Annotated in this window: 17 protein-coding genes; 4 read left to right on the top strand and 13 right to left on the bottom strand. The window is 62.6% G+C overall.

Going from position 1 to position 16,213, the window contains the following annotated elements:
- Positions 1-4: 4 nt before the first annotated feature.
- Both ASC80_RS17160 and ASC80_RS17155 read right to left on the bottom strand, forming a co-directional pair.
- A complete protein-coding gene (locus ASC80_RS17160) occupies positions 5-1,357 on the bottom strand; it encodes an AmpG family muropeptide MFS transporter (RefSeq protein ID WP_056299722.1) in 1,353 nt (450 codons plus the stop codon).
- 44 nt (positions 1,358-1,401) lie between these two features.
- Positions 1,402-2,607 (bottom strand): DNA recombination protein RmuC, encoded by a 1,206-nt coding sequence (locus ASC80_RS17155; protein ID WP_056299720.1) that lies wholly within the window; start codon positions 2,605-2,607, stop codon positions 1,402-1,404.
- A gap of 173 nt (positions 2,608-2,780) precedes the next feature.
- Here ASC80_RS17155 and def point away from each other — a divergent pair, with 173 nt between their 5' ends.
- From def to truA, 3 genes are all read left to right on the top strand, one after another.
- A complete protein-coding gene (gene def, locus ASC80_RS17150; RefSeq protein WP_056299717.1) occupies positions 2,781-3,296 on the top strand; it encodes a peptide deformylase in 516 nt (171 codons plus the stop codon).
- A 144-nt stretch (positions 3,297-3,440) separates the two neighbouring features.
- Complete coding sequence (gene fmt, locus ASC80_RS17145) at positions 3,441-4,373, top strand: methionyl-tRNA formyltransferase (protein ID WP_056299715.1); 933 nt, start codon at positions 3,441-3,443, stop codon at positions 4,371-4,373.
- Positions 4,373-5,110 (top strand): tRNA pseudouridine(38-40) synthase TruA, encoded by a 738-nt coding sequence (truA, locus tag ASC80_RS17140; protein WP_056299713.1) that lies wholly within the window; start codon positions 4,373-4,375, stop codon positions 5,108-5,110. The genes fmt and truA overlap by 1 nt, the downstream gene beginning before the upstream one ends.
- Here truA and ASC80_RS17135 read toward each other — a convergent pair.
- The 11 genes from ASC80_RS17135 to rpmH form a co-directional block, all read right to left on the bottom strand.
- Positions 5,104-5,670 carry a phosphorylase family protein gene (locus ASC80_RS17135; protein WP_056299711.1) on the bottom strand — a complete coding sequence of 189 codons (567 nt, stop codon included), beginning with the start codon at positions 5,668-5,670 and terminating at the stop codon, positions 5,104-5,106. The two genes, truA and ASC80_RS17135, sit on opposite strands and share 7 nt — an antisense overlap.
- The gene (gene dapE / locus ASC80_RS17130; protein ID WP_056299708.1) at positions 5,667-6,824 is read right to left on the bottom strand and encodes a succinyl-diaminopimelate desuccinylase; all 1,158 of its coding nucleotides are present in this window, start codon (positions 6,822-6,824) and stop codon (positions 5,667-5,669) included. Before dapE ends, ASC80_RS17135 begins: the two co-directional genes overlap by 4 nt.
- Positions 6,825-6,954: 130 nt before the next feature.
- On the bottom strand, positions 6,955-7,800 hold the full coding sequence (gene dapD / locus ASC80_RS17125; RefSeq protein WP_056299706.1) for a 2,3,4,5-tetrahydropyridine-2,6-dicarboxylate N-succinyltransferase: 846 nt from the start codon (positions 7,798-7,800) through the stop codon (positions 6,955-6,957).
- Positions 7,801-7,897: 97 nt separating this feature from the next.
- A complete protein-coding gene (locus tag ASC80_RS17120) occupies positions 7,898-8,593 on the bottom strand; it encodes a pyrimidine 5'-nucleotidase (protein ID WP_056300914.1) in 696 nt (231 codons plus the stop codon).
- A complete protein-coding gene (locus ASC80_RS17115; protein ID WP_082512676.1) occupies positions 8,593-9,603 on the bottom strand; it encodes a DUF1036 domain-containing protein in 1,011 nt (336 codons plus the stop codon). The genes ASC80_RS17120 and ASC80_RS17115 overlap by 1 nt, the downstream gene beginning before the upstream one ends.
- A 112-nt stretch (positions 9,604-9,715) precedes the next feature.
- Positions 9,716-10,612: an acetylglutamate kinase gene (gene argB, locus ASC80_RS17110; RefSeq protein ID WP_056299704.1), complete on the bottom strand. Its 897-nt coding sequence runs from the start codon at positions 10,610-10,612 to the stop codon at positions 9,716-9,718.
- A 93-nt stretch (positions 10,613-10,705) separates the two neighbouring features.
- A complete protein-coding gene (locus ASC80_RS17105) occupies positions 10,706-11,059 on the bottom strand; it encodes a DUF423 domain-containing protein (RefSeq protein WP_156464460.1) in 354 nt (117 codons plus the stop codon).
- A gap of 11 nt (positions 11,060-11,070) precedes the next feature.
- Positions 11,071-11,742: a ribosome biogenesis GTP-binding protein YihA/YsxC gene (gene yihA, locus ASC80_RS17100; RefSeq protein ID WP_056300910.1), complete on the bottom strand. Its 672-nt coding sequence runs from the start codon at positions 11,740-11,742 to the stop codon at positions 11,071-11,073.
- A gap of 146 nt (positions 11,743-11,888) precedes the next feature.
- A complete protein-coding gene (yidC, locus tag ASC80_RS17095; protein ID WP_056299700.1) occupies positions 11,889-13,718 on the bottom strand; it encodes a membrane protein insertase YidC in 1,830 nt (609 codons plus the stop codon).
- A 3-nt stretch (positions 13,719-13,721) separates the two neighbouring features.
- Positions 13,722-14,111: a ribonuclease P protein component gene (gene rnpA, locus ASC80_RS23240; RefSeq protein ID WP_082512649.1), complete on the bottom strand. Its 390-nt coding sequence runs from the start codon at positions 14,109-14,111 to the stop codon at positions 13,722-13,724.
- Positions 14,112-14,152: 41 nt separating this feature from the next.
- Entirely contained in the window at positions 14,153-14,287 is a 135-nt protein-coding gene (rpmH, locus tag ASC80_RS17085) for a 50S ribosomal protein L34 (RefSeq protein ID WP_006609582.1), read from the bottom strand.
- 425 nt (positions 14,288-14,712) lie between these two features.
- On the opposite strand from rpmH, the gene ASC80_RS17080 reads away from it, so the two are divergent.
- Complete coding sequence (locus ASC80_RS17080) at positions 14,713-16,086, top strand: ATP-binding protein (RefSeq protein WP_156464459.1); 1,374 nt, start codon at positions 14,713-14,715, stop codon at positions 16,084-16,086.
- The last annotated feature ends 127 nt before the right edge of the window (positions 16,087-16,213 follow it).

Here is a 16,213-nt window from a genome sequence, read left to right as displayed (position 1 = left end):
GGCGTCAGTTCGTTTTCCCGAGCGTGTCGAAATGGCCGCGCCTCTGCAGCCTTGCGAGCAGGAACAGGCTGGGGATCGCGACCAGCACACAGATCACGAAGAACAACGGCCAGCCGGTCGCTTTCGCCACATATCCCGCGCCGGACGACAGATAGGTGCGGCCGACGGCAGCGAGTGCGGTGAGCAATGCATATTGCGTCGCAGTGTGCAGTGGGTTGCGGCACAGCGCCGACAGATAGGCGACGAAGATCACGGTGCCGATGGCGCTGGTGAAATTCTCCGCGGTGATCGCGAACGCCAGCGCCCACTGGTTGACGCCGACGATGGCAAGCCACGAGAACGACAGGTTGGCGATCGCCTGCAGCACGCCGCCGATCCACAGACAGGTGGTGAGCGGATAGGCGCGAGCCAGAAAGCCGCCGGCGAAGCCACCGATCAGGGTTGCGGCGAGGCCGACGCCTTTGACGATGGCGGCATAGTCGTTGCGGGTGAAGCCGAGATCGATCACGAACGGCGCAGTCATGGTGCCGGAGAACGCGTCGGTGAACTTGAAGAGCACCACGAAGGAGAGCACCGCCCATGCATCCTTGCGGCCGAGGAATTCCGAGAACGCACCGATTGCCGCCGTCAGCACGCGGTTGAAAGCGCTTTCGCCGGATGTAGCCGCCTCGGCACGGCGCGATTGTTCCGGTTCGGTTGCAAGCAGCGCGGTCAACGTGCCGATCAGCACCAGCCCGGCCATCGCCACATAGCCCCACATCCACGCCGTGGTGCGCGGCAGGCCGGTGGATTCGAACGCGCTGACCATGAAAAGCGCGCCGGCGGTGGAAACCAGCATGCCGATGCGATAGGCCGCGACATAGGAGGCCATGCCGGCCGCCTGTTCGCTCTCCGGCAGGCTTTCGACGCGGAAGGCATCGACCACGATATCCTGGGTTGACGAGGCTGCCGCTACCAGCAGCGCGCCGCAGGCGACGTAGAACGGCGAGCGAGCCGGATCGGTGAGCGCCAGCAGCAGGATGGCGACAATCAGCAGCAATTGCGACAGCACCAGCCAGCCACGGCGGCGGCCCAGCACCTGGGTGAGAAACGGGACATGCAGCGCGTCGACCAGCGGCGCCCAGAGAAATTTCAGGGTGTAGGGCGTGCCGACCAGTGCAAACAGGCCGATGGTCCCGAGATCGACGCCGGATTCGCGCATCCACACCAGCAGGGTCGAGCCCGACAGCGCCAGCGGCAGCCCGGACGAGAATCCGAGGAACAGGACGATCAGCACCCGTGGCTGGAGATAGACGGCCAGCGTTTCACGCCATGACGGGCGGGACGGCTGCGCGGACTGCTCGGGTGTGACGGCCATGCTCCCACCTAACTGATTTGGGTGGGTGCCGCCACTGGCTGCGGCTATTCGCCTGCCTGCAGCTTGCGGGGAGAGGCGAACAGTTCCGGTGCGCTGGCCTTTGGCGTCTCGGCTGTCTCGGCTGTATCGGTCTTCTCGAAATCGAGTTCCTCAATCTTGGCAGCGCGTTTGCCGATCTTGTTGACAGAGATCAGCACCTGACGGACATCCTCGTTGACCTGATCGAAATGGCCGCCGAGTTTGCTGACGCGATCGCGCAGCCGCTCGACGTCGCCCATCATGTTCATGACTTCGGTGCGGATCTGATCGGCGGCATCGCGCATCCGCGCGTCCTTCAGGATCTGCTGCATCACCTGAATGGCAAGCATCAAAAGCGACGGCGACACCAACACGACACGGGCGCGATAGGCCTTCTGGATCACGTCGTCGAAGCCGTCGTGGATTTCGGCGTACACGGACTCCGAGGGCACGAACATCAGCGCCGTGTCCTGGGTTTCGCCGGGAATGAGATACTTGTCGGCAATATCGCTGACGTGCTTCATCACGTCCTGACGAAGCCGTTGCGTGGCGTATTTCTTTTCGTCGTCGGAGCGCGCGTCGCGAAGCGCCGTGACTGCCTCAAGCGGAAATTTCGCATCGATACACAGCGGCCGCTGATCGGGCAGGAACACCACACAGTCTGGCCGCTTGCCGGTGGACAGCGTGTGCTGGAACGCGAACGCGCCTTTCGGCATGCCGTCCTGCACGATCGCTTCCATCCGCGCCTGCCCGAATGCGCCGCGCGACTGCTTGTTGGCCAGCACGTCGCGCAGCGTCGTCACCTGCGAGGTCAGGTCGGTGAGATTCTTGTGGGCGTTGTCGATAATGCCGAGACGCTCATGCAGGACGCGCAGCGAATCCATCGTGCTGCGTGTGGTGTTTTCCATCGATTGGCCGACGCGGTGAGTCACCGAATCCAGCCGCTCGTTGACGGCGCGCGCCATTTCCGCCTGCCGCCCGACCAGCGCCTGTCCCATTTCGTGGACGCGGCCTGTCGCCTCGTTCTGGATGCGCAGCACTTCGCTCAAGCGCTCCTCGAGTTCGTCGGCACGAATGGCCTGCGCCATCGCCGTCTCGGCGCCGCGTCGGCCGGAGCGGGCGATGATGATGGCAATGATGAGCAGGAGGATGAGCGACAGTGCGCCGAAGGCGATCAGGGCAGCACCGGTGTGAACCGGCAGATCGCCGATCATGAAAAGGATGTCGTTCATGACGCCAATCTAGCACGATTCGAAGAGGAAATAGAACAAAAGAAGAACAAATATGGTTAATAAACCACTGATTTTTATGGTTAATGCGGAGTTAACGGGTATTGCGCCCGGTAGGAAGGCATTGCGCGACAAGGGATTTGACCCCGCCAACGGCGCCCATTACATCGCCCTTCATGGCCATTCGCGACATCATCATTCTGCCGGACACGCAGCTTCGGCTCGTCTCCAAGCCCATCGAGAAGATCACGCCGGAAATCCGCGCGCTCGCCGACGACATGCTCGAGACCATGTACGACGCGCCCGGCATCGGGCTGGCCGCGATCCAGGTCGCGCAGCCGCTCCGGCTGATCACCATGGATCTGTCGAAGAAGGAAGGCGAGAGCGATCCGCGTGTCTTCATCAACCCGGAAATCCTGTCGTCGTCCGAGGAATTTTCGGTCTACGAGGAAGGCTGCCTCTCGATCCCCGAATACTACGAGGAGGTCGAGCGGCCGGCGCGGGTGCGCGTGCGCTTCATGGATATTCACGGGAAAGTCCAGGAGGAGGATGCCGATGGCCTTTACGCCACCTGCATCCAGCATGAGATCGATCATCTCAACGGTGTGCTGTTCGTCGATTACCTGTCGAAGCTGAAGCGCGACATGGTGGGGAAAAAATTCAAGAAGGCCGCCAAGCTCGCGGCGAAATAGCTGACGGCGTGTTTCAAAATCGTCATGGCCGGGCTTGACCCGGCCATCCACGTTCTTGCCAGCACTCCAGGACGACGTGGATGCCCACGACAGCGCGGGCATGACAGAGTAGAAGACCAAACCTGCTAGGAACAAATCCGCAATATGCCGCTTCGTCTGATTTTCATGGGCACGCCGGATTTCGCGGTGCCGACCCTGCTCGAACTTGTGGCTCACGGTCACGAGATCGCGGCGGTCTATACCCGCGCGCCGAAGCCCGCGGGCCGCGGCATGAAGATGCAGGTGACGCCGGTGGAGCAGGAGGCGCGGCGCCTGAACATTCCGGTGTTGACGCCGAAGACGCTGAAAACCCCCGAAGCCGAAGCTGAATTCCGTGCCCACAATGCCGACGCTGCGGTGGTCGTCGCCTATGGCCTGATCCTGCCGCAGAACATTCTCGAGGCGGTGCCGCTCGGCTGTTTCAATCTTCATGCCTCGCTGCTGCCGCGCTGGCGCGGTGCTGCGCCGCTCAACCGCGCCATCATGGCCGGTGATGTCGAAAGCGGCGTGATGGTGATGAAGATGGATGTCGGGCTCGACACCGGCGATGTGGCGATGGCCGAGCGCATTCCGGTTACTGACATCATGACCGCGCATGATTTGCACGATGCTCTGGCGCCGCTCGGCGCCGATCAGATGGTGCGGGCGATCGGCGCGCTGGAGCGCGGCAAATTGCAACTCACCAGACAGTGCGAGCAGGGCGTCACCTACGCCGCCAAGATTGACAAGGCGGAAGCAAGGATCGACTGGGCCAAACCCGCGCGCGACGTGCTGCGCCACATTCACGGCCTGTCGCCGTTTCCCGGTGCGTGGTGCGAAGTGCCGATCGAGGGTGAGCAAGTGCGAGTGAAAATCCTGCGCTGCGAACTGGCGAAAGGCGCGGGCGTGCCGGGTGAATTGCTGGGCGACGATCTCATTATCGCTTGCGGCGAGGGCGCGATTCGCGTGCTCGAACTGCAGCGCGCCGGCAAGCAGCCGATGAAGGCGCCAGACTTCCTGCGCGGTACGCCGCTGAAGCCGCCAGCGCGGGTGGGATAATGCCGCGCTACAAGCTCACCATCGAATATGACGGCACGCCGTTCTGCGGCTGGCAGTATCAGGACAATGGGCCCTCGGTGCAGGGCGCGCTGGAAGCGGCCGTCAAGGCGATGACCGGCGACAATGTCCGCGTTCATGGAGCGGGCCGAACCGATGCCGGTGTGCACGCGCTGGCACAGATCGCGCATATCGATCTGGCGAAGGACTATCGTGCCGATCGCGTGCGGGATGCGCTGAACGCTCATCTGCGGCCGCATCCGATCGGGGTGCTGTCGGCGGAGATCGTGCCGGACACATTCGAGGCGCGGTTCTCGGCGATCCGGCGGCACTATCTCTATCGCATTGCCAACCGCCGTGCGAACCTCGCCCTCGGCGTGAACCAGGCTTGGCGCGTGGCGCGGCCGCTCGATGTCGCGGCAATGCATGAGGCCGCGCAGGTGCTGATCGGCAAACACGACTTCACCACCTTCCGCGACACCGAATGTCAGGCGAAGTCGCCGGACAAGACGCTCGATGTGTTGAACGTCTCGCGGGAGGGCGATGAGGTGCACATCGTCACCTCGGCGCGCTCGTTCCTGCACAGCCAGGTGCGCTCGATGGTTGGCTCGCTGGTCTGGGTCGGTCACGGCAAGTGGAGCGCGAAGGATATGCGCGCGGCGCTCGATGCGCGCGATCGTGCCGCGTGCGGTCCCGTCGCTCCGCCGGATGGGCTTTATCTGGTACGGGTGGATTACTGACGGCCGAGAACGTCGCGGGTCAGCGCATCCCAGAACAGGTCTTCGCCGTTTGCCAGGTTGGCGGTCCAGTGTTCGTGGGCGAAATCGTTGGCGTCATCGGTGATGAATTTGAACGCGCGCCACGGCACGTCATAGGACTTGCAGACATGAGCGATGGCGAACAGCTCCATGTCGACCAGATCGACCTTGTTTTCGATCAACCATGGATCGGTCGCGGTGACGAAGCTGTCGCCGGTGCCGCACACCACGGTGCCGAAGCCTGACGTCAGCACAGTCGCGTCGTCGCATAGCGGCGTCACACCGCGCGGAGCCAGCGGCATCGCCATCATGTCGCGCTGGATCACGCGCGCGACCTCCGATAGACCATGTAGACCTTCCGCGATTTTGCCGGCGGTGCCATAGTTGACGACGAGGCGCGGCTTGCCGGCGAGGAGCGCGGCAGTGGTCGCCATCGCGGTGTTGATCTTGCCGACGCCGGTATAGATCACTTTCACACCGTCAGGCGCGCGCGAGGCTTTCAACTCGCTCTCAAGCGCGGTGAGAACGAGAACGCCGCTCACGCAAAATAGCGGTCCAGCACGCCGCGATAGATTTTCTTCAACCGCTCAAGATCGATCACCGGCGTGCGCTCGTCCACCTGATGCATGGTCTGGCCGACGAGGCCGAATTCCAGTACCGGGCAATAATTGGTGATGAAGCGCGCGTCGGAGGTGCCGCCGCCGGTGTTGAGATCGGGCTTGCGTCCGGTTTCTTCCTCGATTGCCGCCACCACGAGGTCGGTGAATGCGCCGGGCTTGGTGCGGAACACGTTGGCGTTGGACGGCTCCCACACGATATGCGCCTTGATCCGATTACCGCTGGCCTTCGCGACCCGCGCCTCGATCAACTCGCGCAGCGAGTCCTGTGTGTGGCAATCGTTATGGCGGATGTTGAAACGTGCGCGCGCCTGCGCAGGGATCACGTTCCACGCGCGATTGCCGACGTCGAGCGAAGTAAATTCGAGATTCGACGGCTGGAAATGTTCGGTACCCTGATCGAGCGGCTCGGTGGACAACGCCGCGACCAGCGTTGCGACGTCGGGCACGGGATTGGAGGCACGGTGCGGATAAGCGACGTGGCCCTGCACACCATCGACGATCAGCGTGCCGGACAGCGAGCCGCGGCGGCCGATCTTGATGCAGTCGCCAAGCTCGTTGACGTTGCTGGGTTCACCGAGCACGCAATGATCGAATTTTTCGCCGCGCTCTGCCGCCCATTGCAGCAACTTCACCGTGCCGTTGACGGCAATGCCTTCTTCGTCGCCGGTGATGAGGAACGAGATCGAGCCTTTGGGCTGGCCGTCGTTGGCTGCAAGATAATCCAGCGTCGCGGCCACCGAACAGGCGATCGCGCCCTTCATGTCGACCGCACCGCGTCCGAATAGCACGCCGTCCTTGATGTCGCCGGAGAACGCGCCGTGGCTCCACGCCGCGTCGTCGCCGGGCGGCACCACGTCGGTGTGGCCGGCGAAGGTGATGTGCGGCGCGCCGGTGCCGATCCGGGCGTAGAGGTTCTCGACGTCGTCGGCGCCCGGCTCGCTGAAGGTGACGCGATGGACCTCGAAGCCCGCAGCCTTGAGTTCGCGTTCAAGCACGCCGAGCGCACCGCCCTCTGCCGGCGTCACCGATGCGCAGCGGACCAGATCGCGGGTGAGGGTGACGGCGTCGGTTGGCATTGAACTCTCATTTATCATCACCGGGCTTGTCCCGGTGATCTCGATCAGGTTGGCACTTGCGTCCCTTGTCAGATTGCCGAGTTCAAGCCCGGCAATGACATCGAAACACAGGGACGTTCGGCACGAAATCTCAATCCCGCAGCAGTTCGTTAATGCTGGTCTTGGCGCGGGTGCGCTCGTCGACGCGCTTGACGATGACGGCACACGACAGCGACGGACCAGGCTGGCCGTTTTTCATCGGCTTGCCCGGCAGCGCGCCCGGCACCAGCACGGAGTAGGACGGCACCTCGCCGATAAAGACTTCGCCGGTTTCGCGATCGACGATCTTGGTCGACGCGCCGAGGAACACGCCCATCGACAGCACCGCGCCCTTGCGCACGATGACGCCCTCGGCGACTTCCGAGCGTGCACCGATGAAGCAGTCGTCCTCGATGATGACTGGTCCGGCCTGCAGCGGCTCGAGCACGCCGCCGATGCCGACGCCGCCGGAGATGTGCACGTTCTTGCCGATCTGGGCGCAGGAGCCGACCGTCGACCAGGTGTCGACCATGGTCGATTCATCGACGTAAGCGCCGAGATTGACGAAGGACGGCATGAGTACGACGTTCTTGGCGATGAAGGCCGAGCGGCGGACGATCGCGCCGGGCACGGCGCGGAAGCCGGCATCGCGGAAACGGTTCTCGCCCCAGCCCTCGAACTTCGAGGGCACCTTGTCCCACCAGTTGGCTTGGCCCGGGCCGCCGGGGATCGTGGTCATGTCATTGAGACGGAACGACAGCAGCACCGCCTTCTTCAGCCACTGGTGAACCTTCCACTGGCCATCGGCCTGCCGCTCGGCGACGCGGGCCTCACCCTTGTCCATCAGGTCAAGCGCGTGATCAACCGCTTCGCGGACTTCGCCTTTGGTCCCGGAATTGACTGTGTCGCGAGCGTCGAAGGCAGTGTTCAGCGTGGTCTCAAGGGCGGACAGGGACATTTTAATTCCTTGGAAAATGGCCGAAACGGCAGGCAAACGTGTGCTTTTGTCGGGATTTGGCGACCGTGAGTCAAGCGGGGAAGGTGGCCGCGCAGTCCTATTGGGTAAGCAGATTTTGCAGAAACCCGGTTAGATCGTCGGTGATGTGATCGACATAGGCGGCGTCACGACCTTCCAGTTCCCAGTCCTCGCGGACCACGTTCTTGGTGCCGCCCGGCACTACCAGCGTCGTTGTCATGCCGAGATCATGTGGCACCACGAGATTGCGGGCGAGGTCCTCGAACATCGCCGCCTTCGCCGGATCAACGCCGTGCAGCTTGAGGAAGCGCTGATAGGTCCGGTGCGCGGGCTTGGGTTCTAGTTCGGCAGAGACGATATCGAACACGTCCTCGAAATGTTCGCCAATGCCGAGACGCTCCAGCACCTTGCCGGCATGGGCGCGCGAGCCATTGGTCAGGATCAGCTTGCGGCCCGGCAGCTTTTCGATCGCCGCACCCATCGCCGGGTTGGGTTCGAGCGGCGAATGGTCGATCTCGTGGACGTAGGCAAGGAAGTCATCGGCGTTGAGGCCGTGCTCGGTCATCATGCCGCGCATGGTGGTGCCGTAGCGGCGGTAATAGTCCTTTTGAATCTTGAACGCTTCTTCTTTCGGCACCTTGAGATATTGCGCGACGAAATCCCTGATCCGCACGTCGACCTGCTGCCAGAGGTTGACGTGATGCGGATACAGTGTGTTGTCGAGGTCGAACACCCACGTCTCGACGTGGGCAAAGGTGCGTTTGGGATGAAGCATCATGGCATTCCAAATCTCAGCGTCTTGCCGCTGTCCGTACCGATGTCGACAGTGGCATAGCCGGTGGCGTTGAAGCCGCGCGCGTCGCAATCGCGCTGCTGGTTGGTTTCGAACTGGTTTTCACGGGTGCAAAGCGTGGTGCCCCCGCCCCAGTTCAGCGGCTTGCCGTCGACCTTGATGGTGCGGCCATCGTTATCGACGGCTTCGGCGAAACTGAAAACATGCTTCGGCTGTCCGATAATGTCGGGATGCAGGCATTTGCCGGGTTCGATGCGGTACCAGCCGCGCGTGGTCACGGCCTTGCCGTCCTCGGTGCCGATCGACGCCATCACGCGATAGCGCGTATCATTGCACCAAGTGACGCCGGGGCCGCTCGGCGCCTGCACCGCGTCGATCATGATCTGGAAGAAATTCGGCGCCTGTACGATGTCAGGGGTGAGATTATGCGCCTTGAGAAACGAGGCCAGCGCGCCTTGAGTCTTCGGGCCATCGACACCGTCGATCGGCGCGGCATCGTAGCCGGCGATCACCAGCAGACGTTGAATCGCCGCGAGCCGCGCCTGCTCATCGTCGTATTCGCTGCCCTCCGCAAGATAGGCGGTCGTGTGCCCGTCCTCGCCGGTCGATGGTTTGACCTCGGTGAACGGTGCAGCGCTTTGCTTGCCGCGGCAATCGCGCGCGGCGGCGATAATGAAATTATCCGGCGCGATGCAGAGATTGTCGGTGCCGCTTTGAGGAATCGGCGACGCACCGTACACCGGCAGCGCCCGGGCGTGGAGCAGGAGTCGGTCGACATTCAACGAGCCTTGCGCGACGACGCGGCACGCCGCCGGGTCAATCCGGAACCAGCCGCGGGTTGCGGTGGCGCCCTTGTCGTCGATCCCGATCGCCGCCTCGACCACATAGCTCATGCGGTTGCAGATTTTCAGGTCGGCGTGAGCGGCGGCGGGAAGCCCGAGGAGAAGTGTAGTTAGAGCAACAAGGCTTGCTCCGTGTGACTTTGATCGCATCATGGCCGGGCTCCGTCCCGGCCATCCACGTCTGTCACAAGTCGTGAGATCAGGCGGGAATGCCCGTGACAAGCACGGGCATGACGGAGGGAAATCGTCGCATCCCGCCGCATTACTTGTGGATCAGCGTGCCGGTGCCCTGGTTGGTGAACAGTTCCAGCAGCACCGCGTGCGGCGTCTTGCCGTCGATGATGACGACGCCCTCGACACCGGCTTCCAGCGAATAGATGCAGGTCTCGACCTTGGGGATCATGCCGCCGGAAATCGTACCGTCGGCGATCAGCTTGCGCGCATCCTTCACCGACAGTTCGGGAATGAGCTTTTTCGATTTGTCGAGCACCCCCGGCACGTCGGTCAGCAACAGCAGCCGCTTGGCCTTGAGCGCGCCGGCAACGGCGCCGGCAAAAGTGTCCGCGTTGACGTTGAAGGTATGGCCGTCCTTGGACGCCGCGACCGGAGCGAGCACCGGAATCAATTCGTAGCCGATGAGCTGGTTGAGCAGGGTCAGGTCGACCTTGTCCGGTTCGCCGACGAAACCGAGATCGATGATCTTCTCGATATTGGAATCCGGATCGACCATGGTGCGCGTCGCCTTCGTGGCGGTGACCATGTTGCCGTCCTTGCCGGAGAGACCCACGGCCTTGCCGCCGGCCTCGTTGATGTGGCTGACGATCTGCTTGTTGATCGAACCTGCCAGCACCATTTCGACGATCTCGATGGTGGCGGCGTCGGTGATGCGGAGCCCCGCCGCGAATTCGGACTTGATGCCGAGCCGGGCCAGCATCGCAGCGATCTGCGGGCCGCCGCCGTGCACGACCACCGGATTGATCGCGGTCTGTTCTAGCAGCACGATGTCGCGTGCGAACTGCCGGGCCAGCGCTTCCTCGCCCATGGCGTGGCCGCCGTACTTGATGACGATCGTTTCCTCGTCGTACTGCTGCATGTGCGGCAGCGCTTCGGACAGGATGCGGGCCTGATCTTGCGGGCTGATATTGGGCAGGTCGATCATGAAGCGGTCTCGTTCATCACGGGTCGCCGCGTTCTAGCCGATTGCCGTGCCCGCGCAAAGCACCGAAACCGGGGCCTGCGGTCGTTCAGTTTGTCATGTTTTTCGCGGCCACGCCGCGGCCAGCGCGAGAGCGAGCCAACTCAGAATCAGTAATGTGCCGCCGGTGGGGGCGGCCATCGGAAACAGGCTGTGTCCGGCGTATTGCCGCAGGACGAGATCGCCCGCGAACAGGCCTGCGCCTGCGACGAAGCCCCAGGTGGCGGCAAGGCCGAATCCGCCCTGGGCGAAACCGTGGGCCGTCAGGAGTGCGGCCGCGATCACGGCGCTGGCGTGGAACAGCAGCATCGATGAGGCTGACGCCAGCCGCGTTGCGTCCGGCTGGTGGGCCGAGGGGGCCGCCAGTGCGACACCGGCCGTACCCATCAGGCCGGCGAACACCACAGCCATTCGCGATGCCGTCACGAGGTGCGCTCCTGCAACAATTTCACCATGGCCGCGCGCAGTTCGGCCATGCCGCCGCCGGTGCGTGACGACGTCACGAGCAGTTCGGGGAAGGCCGCAGGGTGCTTGCGCAGCGCATCCGTTACGGCGGCGAGAGTCGCATCCAGCTCTGTTTTCTTGACCTGATCGGCCTTGGTGAGCACGACTTGGTAGCTTACTGCGGACCTGTCGAGTGTCTTCAATACGTCAGTGTCCACGTCCTTGATGCCGTGACGCGAGTCGATCAGCACGTAGACCCGTGCGAGATTGGCACGCCCCTGGAGGAATTTGTGGATCAGCGCGGTCCACGAGGCGACCTTGGTCTTGGGCGCGGCGGCGTAGCCATAGCCCGGCATGTCGACCAGCCGCAGGCTGGTGTCCTTGCCCTCAACCGACGATTTCGGCCCTTCAAAGAAAATCAATTCCTGGGTGCGGCCCGGTGTGTGCGATGTGCGGGCCAGCGCGTTGCGATTGGTCAGCGCGTTGATGAGGCTGGACTTGCCGACATTGGAGCGCCCAGCGAAGGCGACTTCGACGCCGGCCATCGGCGGCAGGGCCTCGATCGACGGCGCCGCCCAGAAGAACTGCCAGTCACCGGCGAACAGTTTTCTTCCGGTCTCGATCAACTCCGCATCGGTGTCGGCGGTCATGCGAAGTTCGCTTTCGATGTCAAAGAGGTCGTTGCGGAGCAAGGACCGGGTTCAGCCTTTCGGCCATTTGTCGATGTTACAAAAATGAACATGCCCGGCACAAGGCCGGGCATGTCGATGGAGAAAGCCGAGGATCGGCGCGCCCGCTAACTTGCTTTCTTGCCGGCGAACGTCGATTTGAGATTGTCGAACAGTTCGATCTTGACACCGTTCCTCTGCATGATCGCGCCCTGCTGGATTACCGACAGCAGGTTGTTCCAGGCCCAGTAGATCACGAGACCGGCCGGGAACGACGCCAGCATGAAAGTAAAGATCAGCGGCATCCAGTCGAAGATCATCTTCTGGGTCGGATCCGGCGGCGTCGGATTCAGCTTCATCTGGAACCACATCGTGATGCCCATGATGATCGGCCACAGGCCAAGTACGAGATAGTGTCCGATGATCGGCACATGCGTCGGATCGAACGTCAAGAGGCCGAACAGGTTGAAGAGGTTGGTCGGATCCGGCGCCGAAAGGTCGTGAATCCATCCGAAGAACGGCGCGTGCCGCATTTCGATGGTGACGAACAGCACCTTGTAGAGGGAGAAGAACACCGGAATCTGGATTGCGATCGGCAGACAGCCCGCAATCGGATTGATCTTCTCCTTCTTATAGATCTCCATCATCTCCTGCTGCTGCTTCACGCGGTCATCAGGATATTTCTCCTTGAGCGCGGCAAGCTGCGGCTGCACGGCCTTCATCTTGGCCATCGAGGCGTAGGACTTGTTGGCGAGCGGGAAGAACACCGCCTTCACCAGCACCGTGACGAGAAGGATCGCGACGCCGAAATTGCCGACCAGGTGATAGAGGTGATCGATCAGCCAGAACATCGGCTTGGTGATGAAGTAGAACCAGCCCCAGTCGATCAGCAGTTCGAAGCGGTTGAGTTTGAGCTGCTTGTCGTAGCCGGTAATGACCGCATTTTCCTTGGCGCCGGCGAACAGATGGACGCTGGTGGACGCGGTGCCGCCGATCGACACTGTCAGCGGATCGAGCAGGTAGTCGGTCTGATAGGTGTTGACCTTGTTGACGAGGTTCGACGAATAGCGCGCCTGAATAGGCGCCGATGGATCAGGCAGCAGCGCGGCCGCCCAGTACTTGTCGGTGATGCCCAGCCAACCGTTGGTCACCTTGAAGGTGACGGATTTGTCCTCGTCCATCTTCTTGTAGGAGTATTCCTGCAGGCCCTTGTCGCCGAGCACGCCGACGAGGCCCTCGTGAAGGATGTAATAGCCCGAGACCTGCGGAGTGCCGTGGCGCGAGATCAAGCCGAACGGATAAAGGGTAGCGGCGGCGTTTCCGACGTTCGAGACGTCGTCCTTGATCGTGAACAGGTACTTGTCGTCGATCGAAATCGTACGCTTGAAGGTCAGGCCTTCGCCGTTGTTCCAGGTCAGCGTCACAGGCGTCGAGGCGGTGAGGGAATTCGATCCCTCCTGTTTCCACACCGTGGTCTGGTCCGGCATCTTGAGGGTCGATCCGGCGGCAGGAACGAAGCCGAACTCGGCATAATAAGGCTCGCGTGATCCCGATGGCGAGAACATCACGATTGCCGGCGATTTCGGATCGACGGTCTCGCGATACTTCACCAGTGCGACATCATCAATGCGGGCGCCCTTCAGCGCGATGCTTCCGATCACGCTCGGGGTGTCGATCTTGATGCGAGCGGAATCCGCGATCACGGCAGCACGATCCCGAACCGGTTCAACGTTGGCCTGTTGCGCCGGTGTCTGCTGGCCGGGCGCGGTGCCCGCAGCCGGCGGCGTTGAGGTCGAGGTCGCCGGGGCGTCGGTTTTGGCCGCCTTCTGTTGAGCCTGCTGCACCTGCTGGGCGGCGCGCTGCTTTTCCATCTGCGGAATGTTGTAGAAATACTGCCAACCGATCAGCACGATGCCGGACAGAATGACGGCGAGGATGGTGTTGCGATTGTCGATCATCGATCAGGTCTCGTCATTCCGCTCGGCTGGTTTCGGGGAAGTCTGTCGGTTGGCAGGCCGGTTTCCGCCCTGCCGCTCGAGGCGCCGCAGCGCCGTATGGAGATCGTCGAGCATGGTGTCGAAGTCGCGCTTCAGCGCGGTCCGACGGCCAACTATCACATAATCATGGTGGGGTCGCATGGATATGACGTCCAGGCGCTTCACCAATTCGCGAAGCCTGCGGCGCACACGATTGCGTTCGGTGGCGGTGCCGACTTTCCTGGTCACGGTAAAACCGACCCGGACCGGTCCGGTATCGTCCCGGTGCCGGGTCTGTACGACAAAGGCTGGACCGGCCACGCGGGAACCGCTGGCGGCGGCAACAAAATCCGCGCGTCGTCTCAACCGGTCCATGATATCAACCGGCGCATGGAAGGTGTCTCTTGAGAGGCCGTTCAGGCGCTCAGACGCTTGCGGCCACGTGCGCGGCGCGCGGCGAGGACCTTGCGGCCGCCGGTGGTGGCAAGGCGTGCGCGAAAGCCGTGGCGGCGCTTACGCACCAGTTTGCTGGGTTGATAGGTCCGCTTCACGGGTGGTACTCCGCTGACCGGGCAATGTGCCGCGTTCGTTAATGATGCAAGTCCGGAGATGGTAGTTCAGGCAAGGGCGGAACGGAGCCCAAAAATGAACCGGCCCGGTCGAGCCGGGCCATCGCGGACAGTTGGCGGGCTTATACGGGAGCGACCTGTTTTCGTCAATCTTGGGATATAAGAGAAGTTTCTGCGGCAAAACGGCCAAATGCCACGGGCGGGTCCGTAATTGTGGCGGCTTTTCAGGGGTTTGACGATACCTCCATCGAGGCGCATCGTACCGGCTCTTGGGGTTCATCAGGGAAGTGGAGGCCATTGGCGTGTCGGCCAGTGACGAACGGACGGATTTGACGCCGCCACGGCCGCTGCCGGGTCGGGGGATCGGCCTGTCCGGCAAGCTGCTGCTGCTGACAATTCCGCTGGTGATGATCGCGGAAGTGCTGATCTACGTGCCCTCGATCGCTAATTTCCGTGTGAACAGGCTCAACGACCGGCTCGCCGCGGCCAATACCGCCGCCCTGGTGCTCGACGCCGCGCCGAGCGGCATGGTGCCGGATTCGCTGGCCAAGCAGATTCTCGAAAGCATCGGCGCCCGCGCCGTCGCCATCAAGATGGGCCAGCAGCGCCGCCTGCTGGCGATCGCCGACATGCCGCCGGCCATCGATCATGACATCGACATGCGCGAAATGACGGCGTGGCAGGCGATCATCGGTGCGTTCGAGACGATGCTCGAGAACGGCAACGAGGTGATGCGCATCATCGGCCCGGCGCCGCATGGCGGCCAGTTCATCGAGGTCGTCGTCGATGAGGCTCCGCTGCGCAAATCGATGTTTCGCTTCTCGGTCAATCTGCTTCTGGTGTCACTCGGCATCGCGATCATGACGGCGGCGCTGGTTTATCTCGCGCTGCATTATCTGTTCGTGCGGCCGATGCGGCGAATGACCGCCAACCTCGTGGCATTTCACGCCAATCCGGAAAGCGTTGCGCGCATCGCGGTGCCGTCGCAGCGCAAGGACGAGATCGGCGTCGCCGAGCGTGAACTGGCGGATATGCAGCGCGATCTGGTGTCGATGCTGCATCAGAAAAGTCATCTTGCGGCACTCGGTCTCGCGGTTTCCAAGATCAATCACGATCTGCGCAATTTGCTGGCGTCGTCGCAATTGCTGTCCGATCAGCTTTCAAGCGTGCCGGATCCGCGCGTTCAGCGTTTCGCACCGAAATTGATGCGGTCGCTCGAACGTGCCATCGCCTTCTGTCAATCGACGCTGTCCTACGGCAAGGCGCAGGAAGCACCGCCCGACCGGCGGATGATTGCAATCGAGCCGATCGTCAACGAGGTGAGGGAATCCGCCGGCCTCGCCGCCGATGCGTCGATCGTCTGGATCAACGCCGTCGAGCGTGGCCTGACGGTGGATGCCGATCCCGACCAATTGTTCCGTGTGCTGCTCAATCTGGTACGTAACGCCGCGCAGGCGCTGGAAAGTCAGGATGTCGGTGAGGCGTCGCCCAAGCAGATTCGCGTCGCCGGACGCCGGGAGGGCACTGTCGCGATCATCCAGGTGTCGGACACCGGCCCGGGCGTGCCGGCGAAGGCCCGCGAGCATCTGTTCGAGGCGTTTCAGGGCTCGTCCCGCGACGGCGGCACCGGCCTTGGGCTCGCCATCGCCGCCGAACTGGTCCGCGCCCATGGCGGCGATCTCAATCTGGTGGAAGGCACCATCGGCGCCACCTTCCGGATCGCGATTCCAGACCGCCCCGTGGCACTGCACGACCACCGCAATGAGCGGGCAAGGGCGTAAGACGTCTTGTAAATCAAAGCTGAAGTGACCGCCGGGTCGACGCGGATGCCAGAGAGAAGGTTGTCCAATTCCCCGGAATTTTGGCCCGGTCCGACACTTGCCAAGCCCATCCGGAGCCGTTAGCTAT

Source organism: Afipia sp. Root123D2, from assembly GCF_001425835.1.
GTDB lineage: Bacteria > Pseudomonadota > Alphaproteobacteria > Rhizobiales > Xanthobacteraceae > Afipia.
This window is presented reverse-complemented; position numbering and strand designations above follow the sequence as displayed.

What these genes read in the sequence shown, in the direction of transcription:
- ASC80_RS17155 (WP_056299720.1), bottom strand. Translation starts at nt 2,607, where the DNA reads ATGAACGACATCCTTTTCATGATCGGCGATCTGCCGGTTCACACCGGT.
- yidC (WP_056299700.1), bottom strand. Translation starts at nt 13,718, where the DNA reads ATGATCGACAATCGCAACACCATCCTCGCCGTCATTCTGTCCGGCATC.
- rnpA (WP_082512649.1), bottom strand. Translation starts at nt 14,111, where the DNA reads ATGGACCGGTTGAGACGACGCGCGGATTTTGTTGCCGCCGCCAGCGGT.
- dapE (WP_056299708.1), bottom strand. Translation starts at nt 6,824, where the DNA reads ATGCCAACCGACGCCGTCACCCTCACCCGCGATCTGGTCCGCTGCGCA.
- truA (WP_056299713.1), top strand. Translation starts at nt 4,373, where the DNA reads ATGCCGCGCTACAAGCTCACCATCGAATATGACGGCACGCCGTTCTGC.
- argB (WP_056299704.1), bottom strand. Translation starts at nt 10,612, where the DNA reads ATGATCGACCTGCCCAATATCAGCCCGCAAGATCAGGCCCGCATCCTG.
- ASC80_RS17115 (WP_082512676.1), bottom strand. Translation starts at nt 9,603, where the DNA reads ATGCGATCAAAGTCACACGGAGCAAGCCTTGTTGCTCTAACTACACTT.
- def (WP_056299717.1), top strand. Translation starts at nt 2,781, where the DNA reads ATGGCCATTCGCGACATCATCATTCTGCCGGACACGCAGCTTCGGCTC.
- ASC80_RS17105 (WP_156464460.1), bottom strand. Translation starts at nt 11,059, where the DNA reads ATGGCTGTGGTGTTCGCCGGCCTGATGGGTACGGCCGGTGTCGCACTG.
- ASC80_RS17120 (WP_056300914.1), bottom strand. Translation starts at nt 8,593, where the DNA reads ATGCTTCATCCCAAACGCACCTTTGCCCACGTCGAGACGTGGGTGTTC.
- fmt (WP_056299715.1), top strand. Translation starts at nt 3,441, where the DNA reads ATGCCGCTTCGTCTGATTTTCATGGGCACGCCGGATTTCGCGGTGCCG.
- ASC80_RS17080 (WP_156464459.1), top strand. Translation starts at nt 14,713, where the DNA reads ATGATCGCGGAAGTGCTGATCTACGTGCCCTCGATCGCTAATTTCCGT.
- yihA (WP_056300910.1), bottom strand. Translation starts at nt 11,742, where the DNA reads ATGACCGCCGACACCGATGCGGAGTTGATCGAGACCGGAAGAAAACTG.
- dapD (WP_056299706.1), bottom strand. Translation starts at nt 7,800, where the DNA reads ATGTCCCTGTCCGCCCTTGAGACCACGCTGAACACTGCCTTCGACGCT.
- ASC80_RS17160 (WP_056299722.1), bottom strand. Translation starts at nt 1,357, where the DNA reads ATGGCCGTCACACCCGAGCAGTCCGCGCAGCCGTCCCGCCCGTCATGG.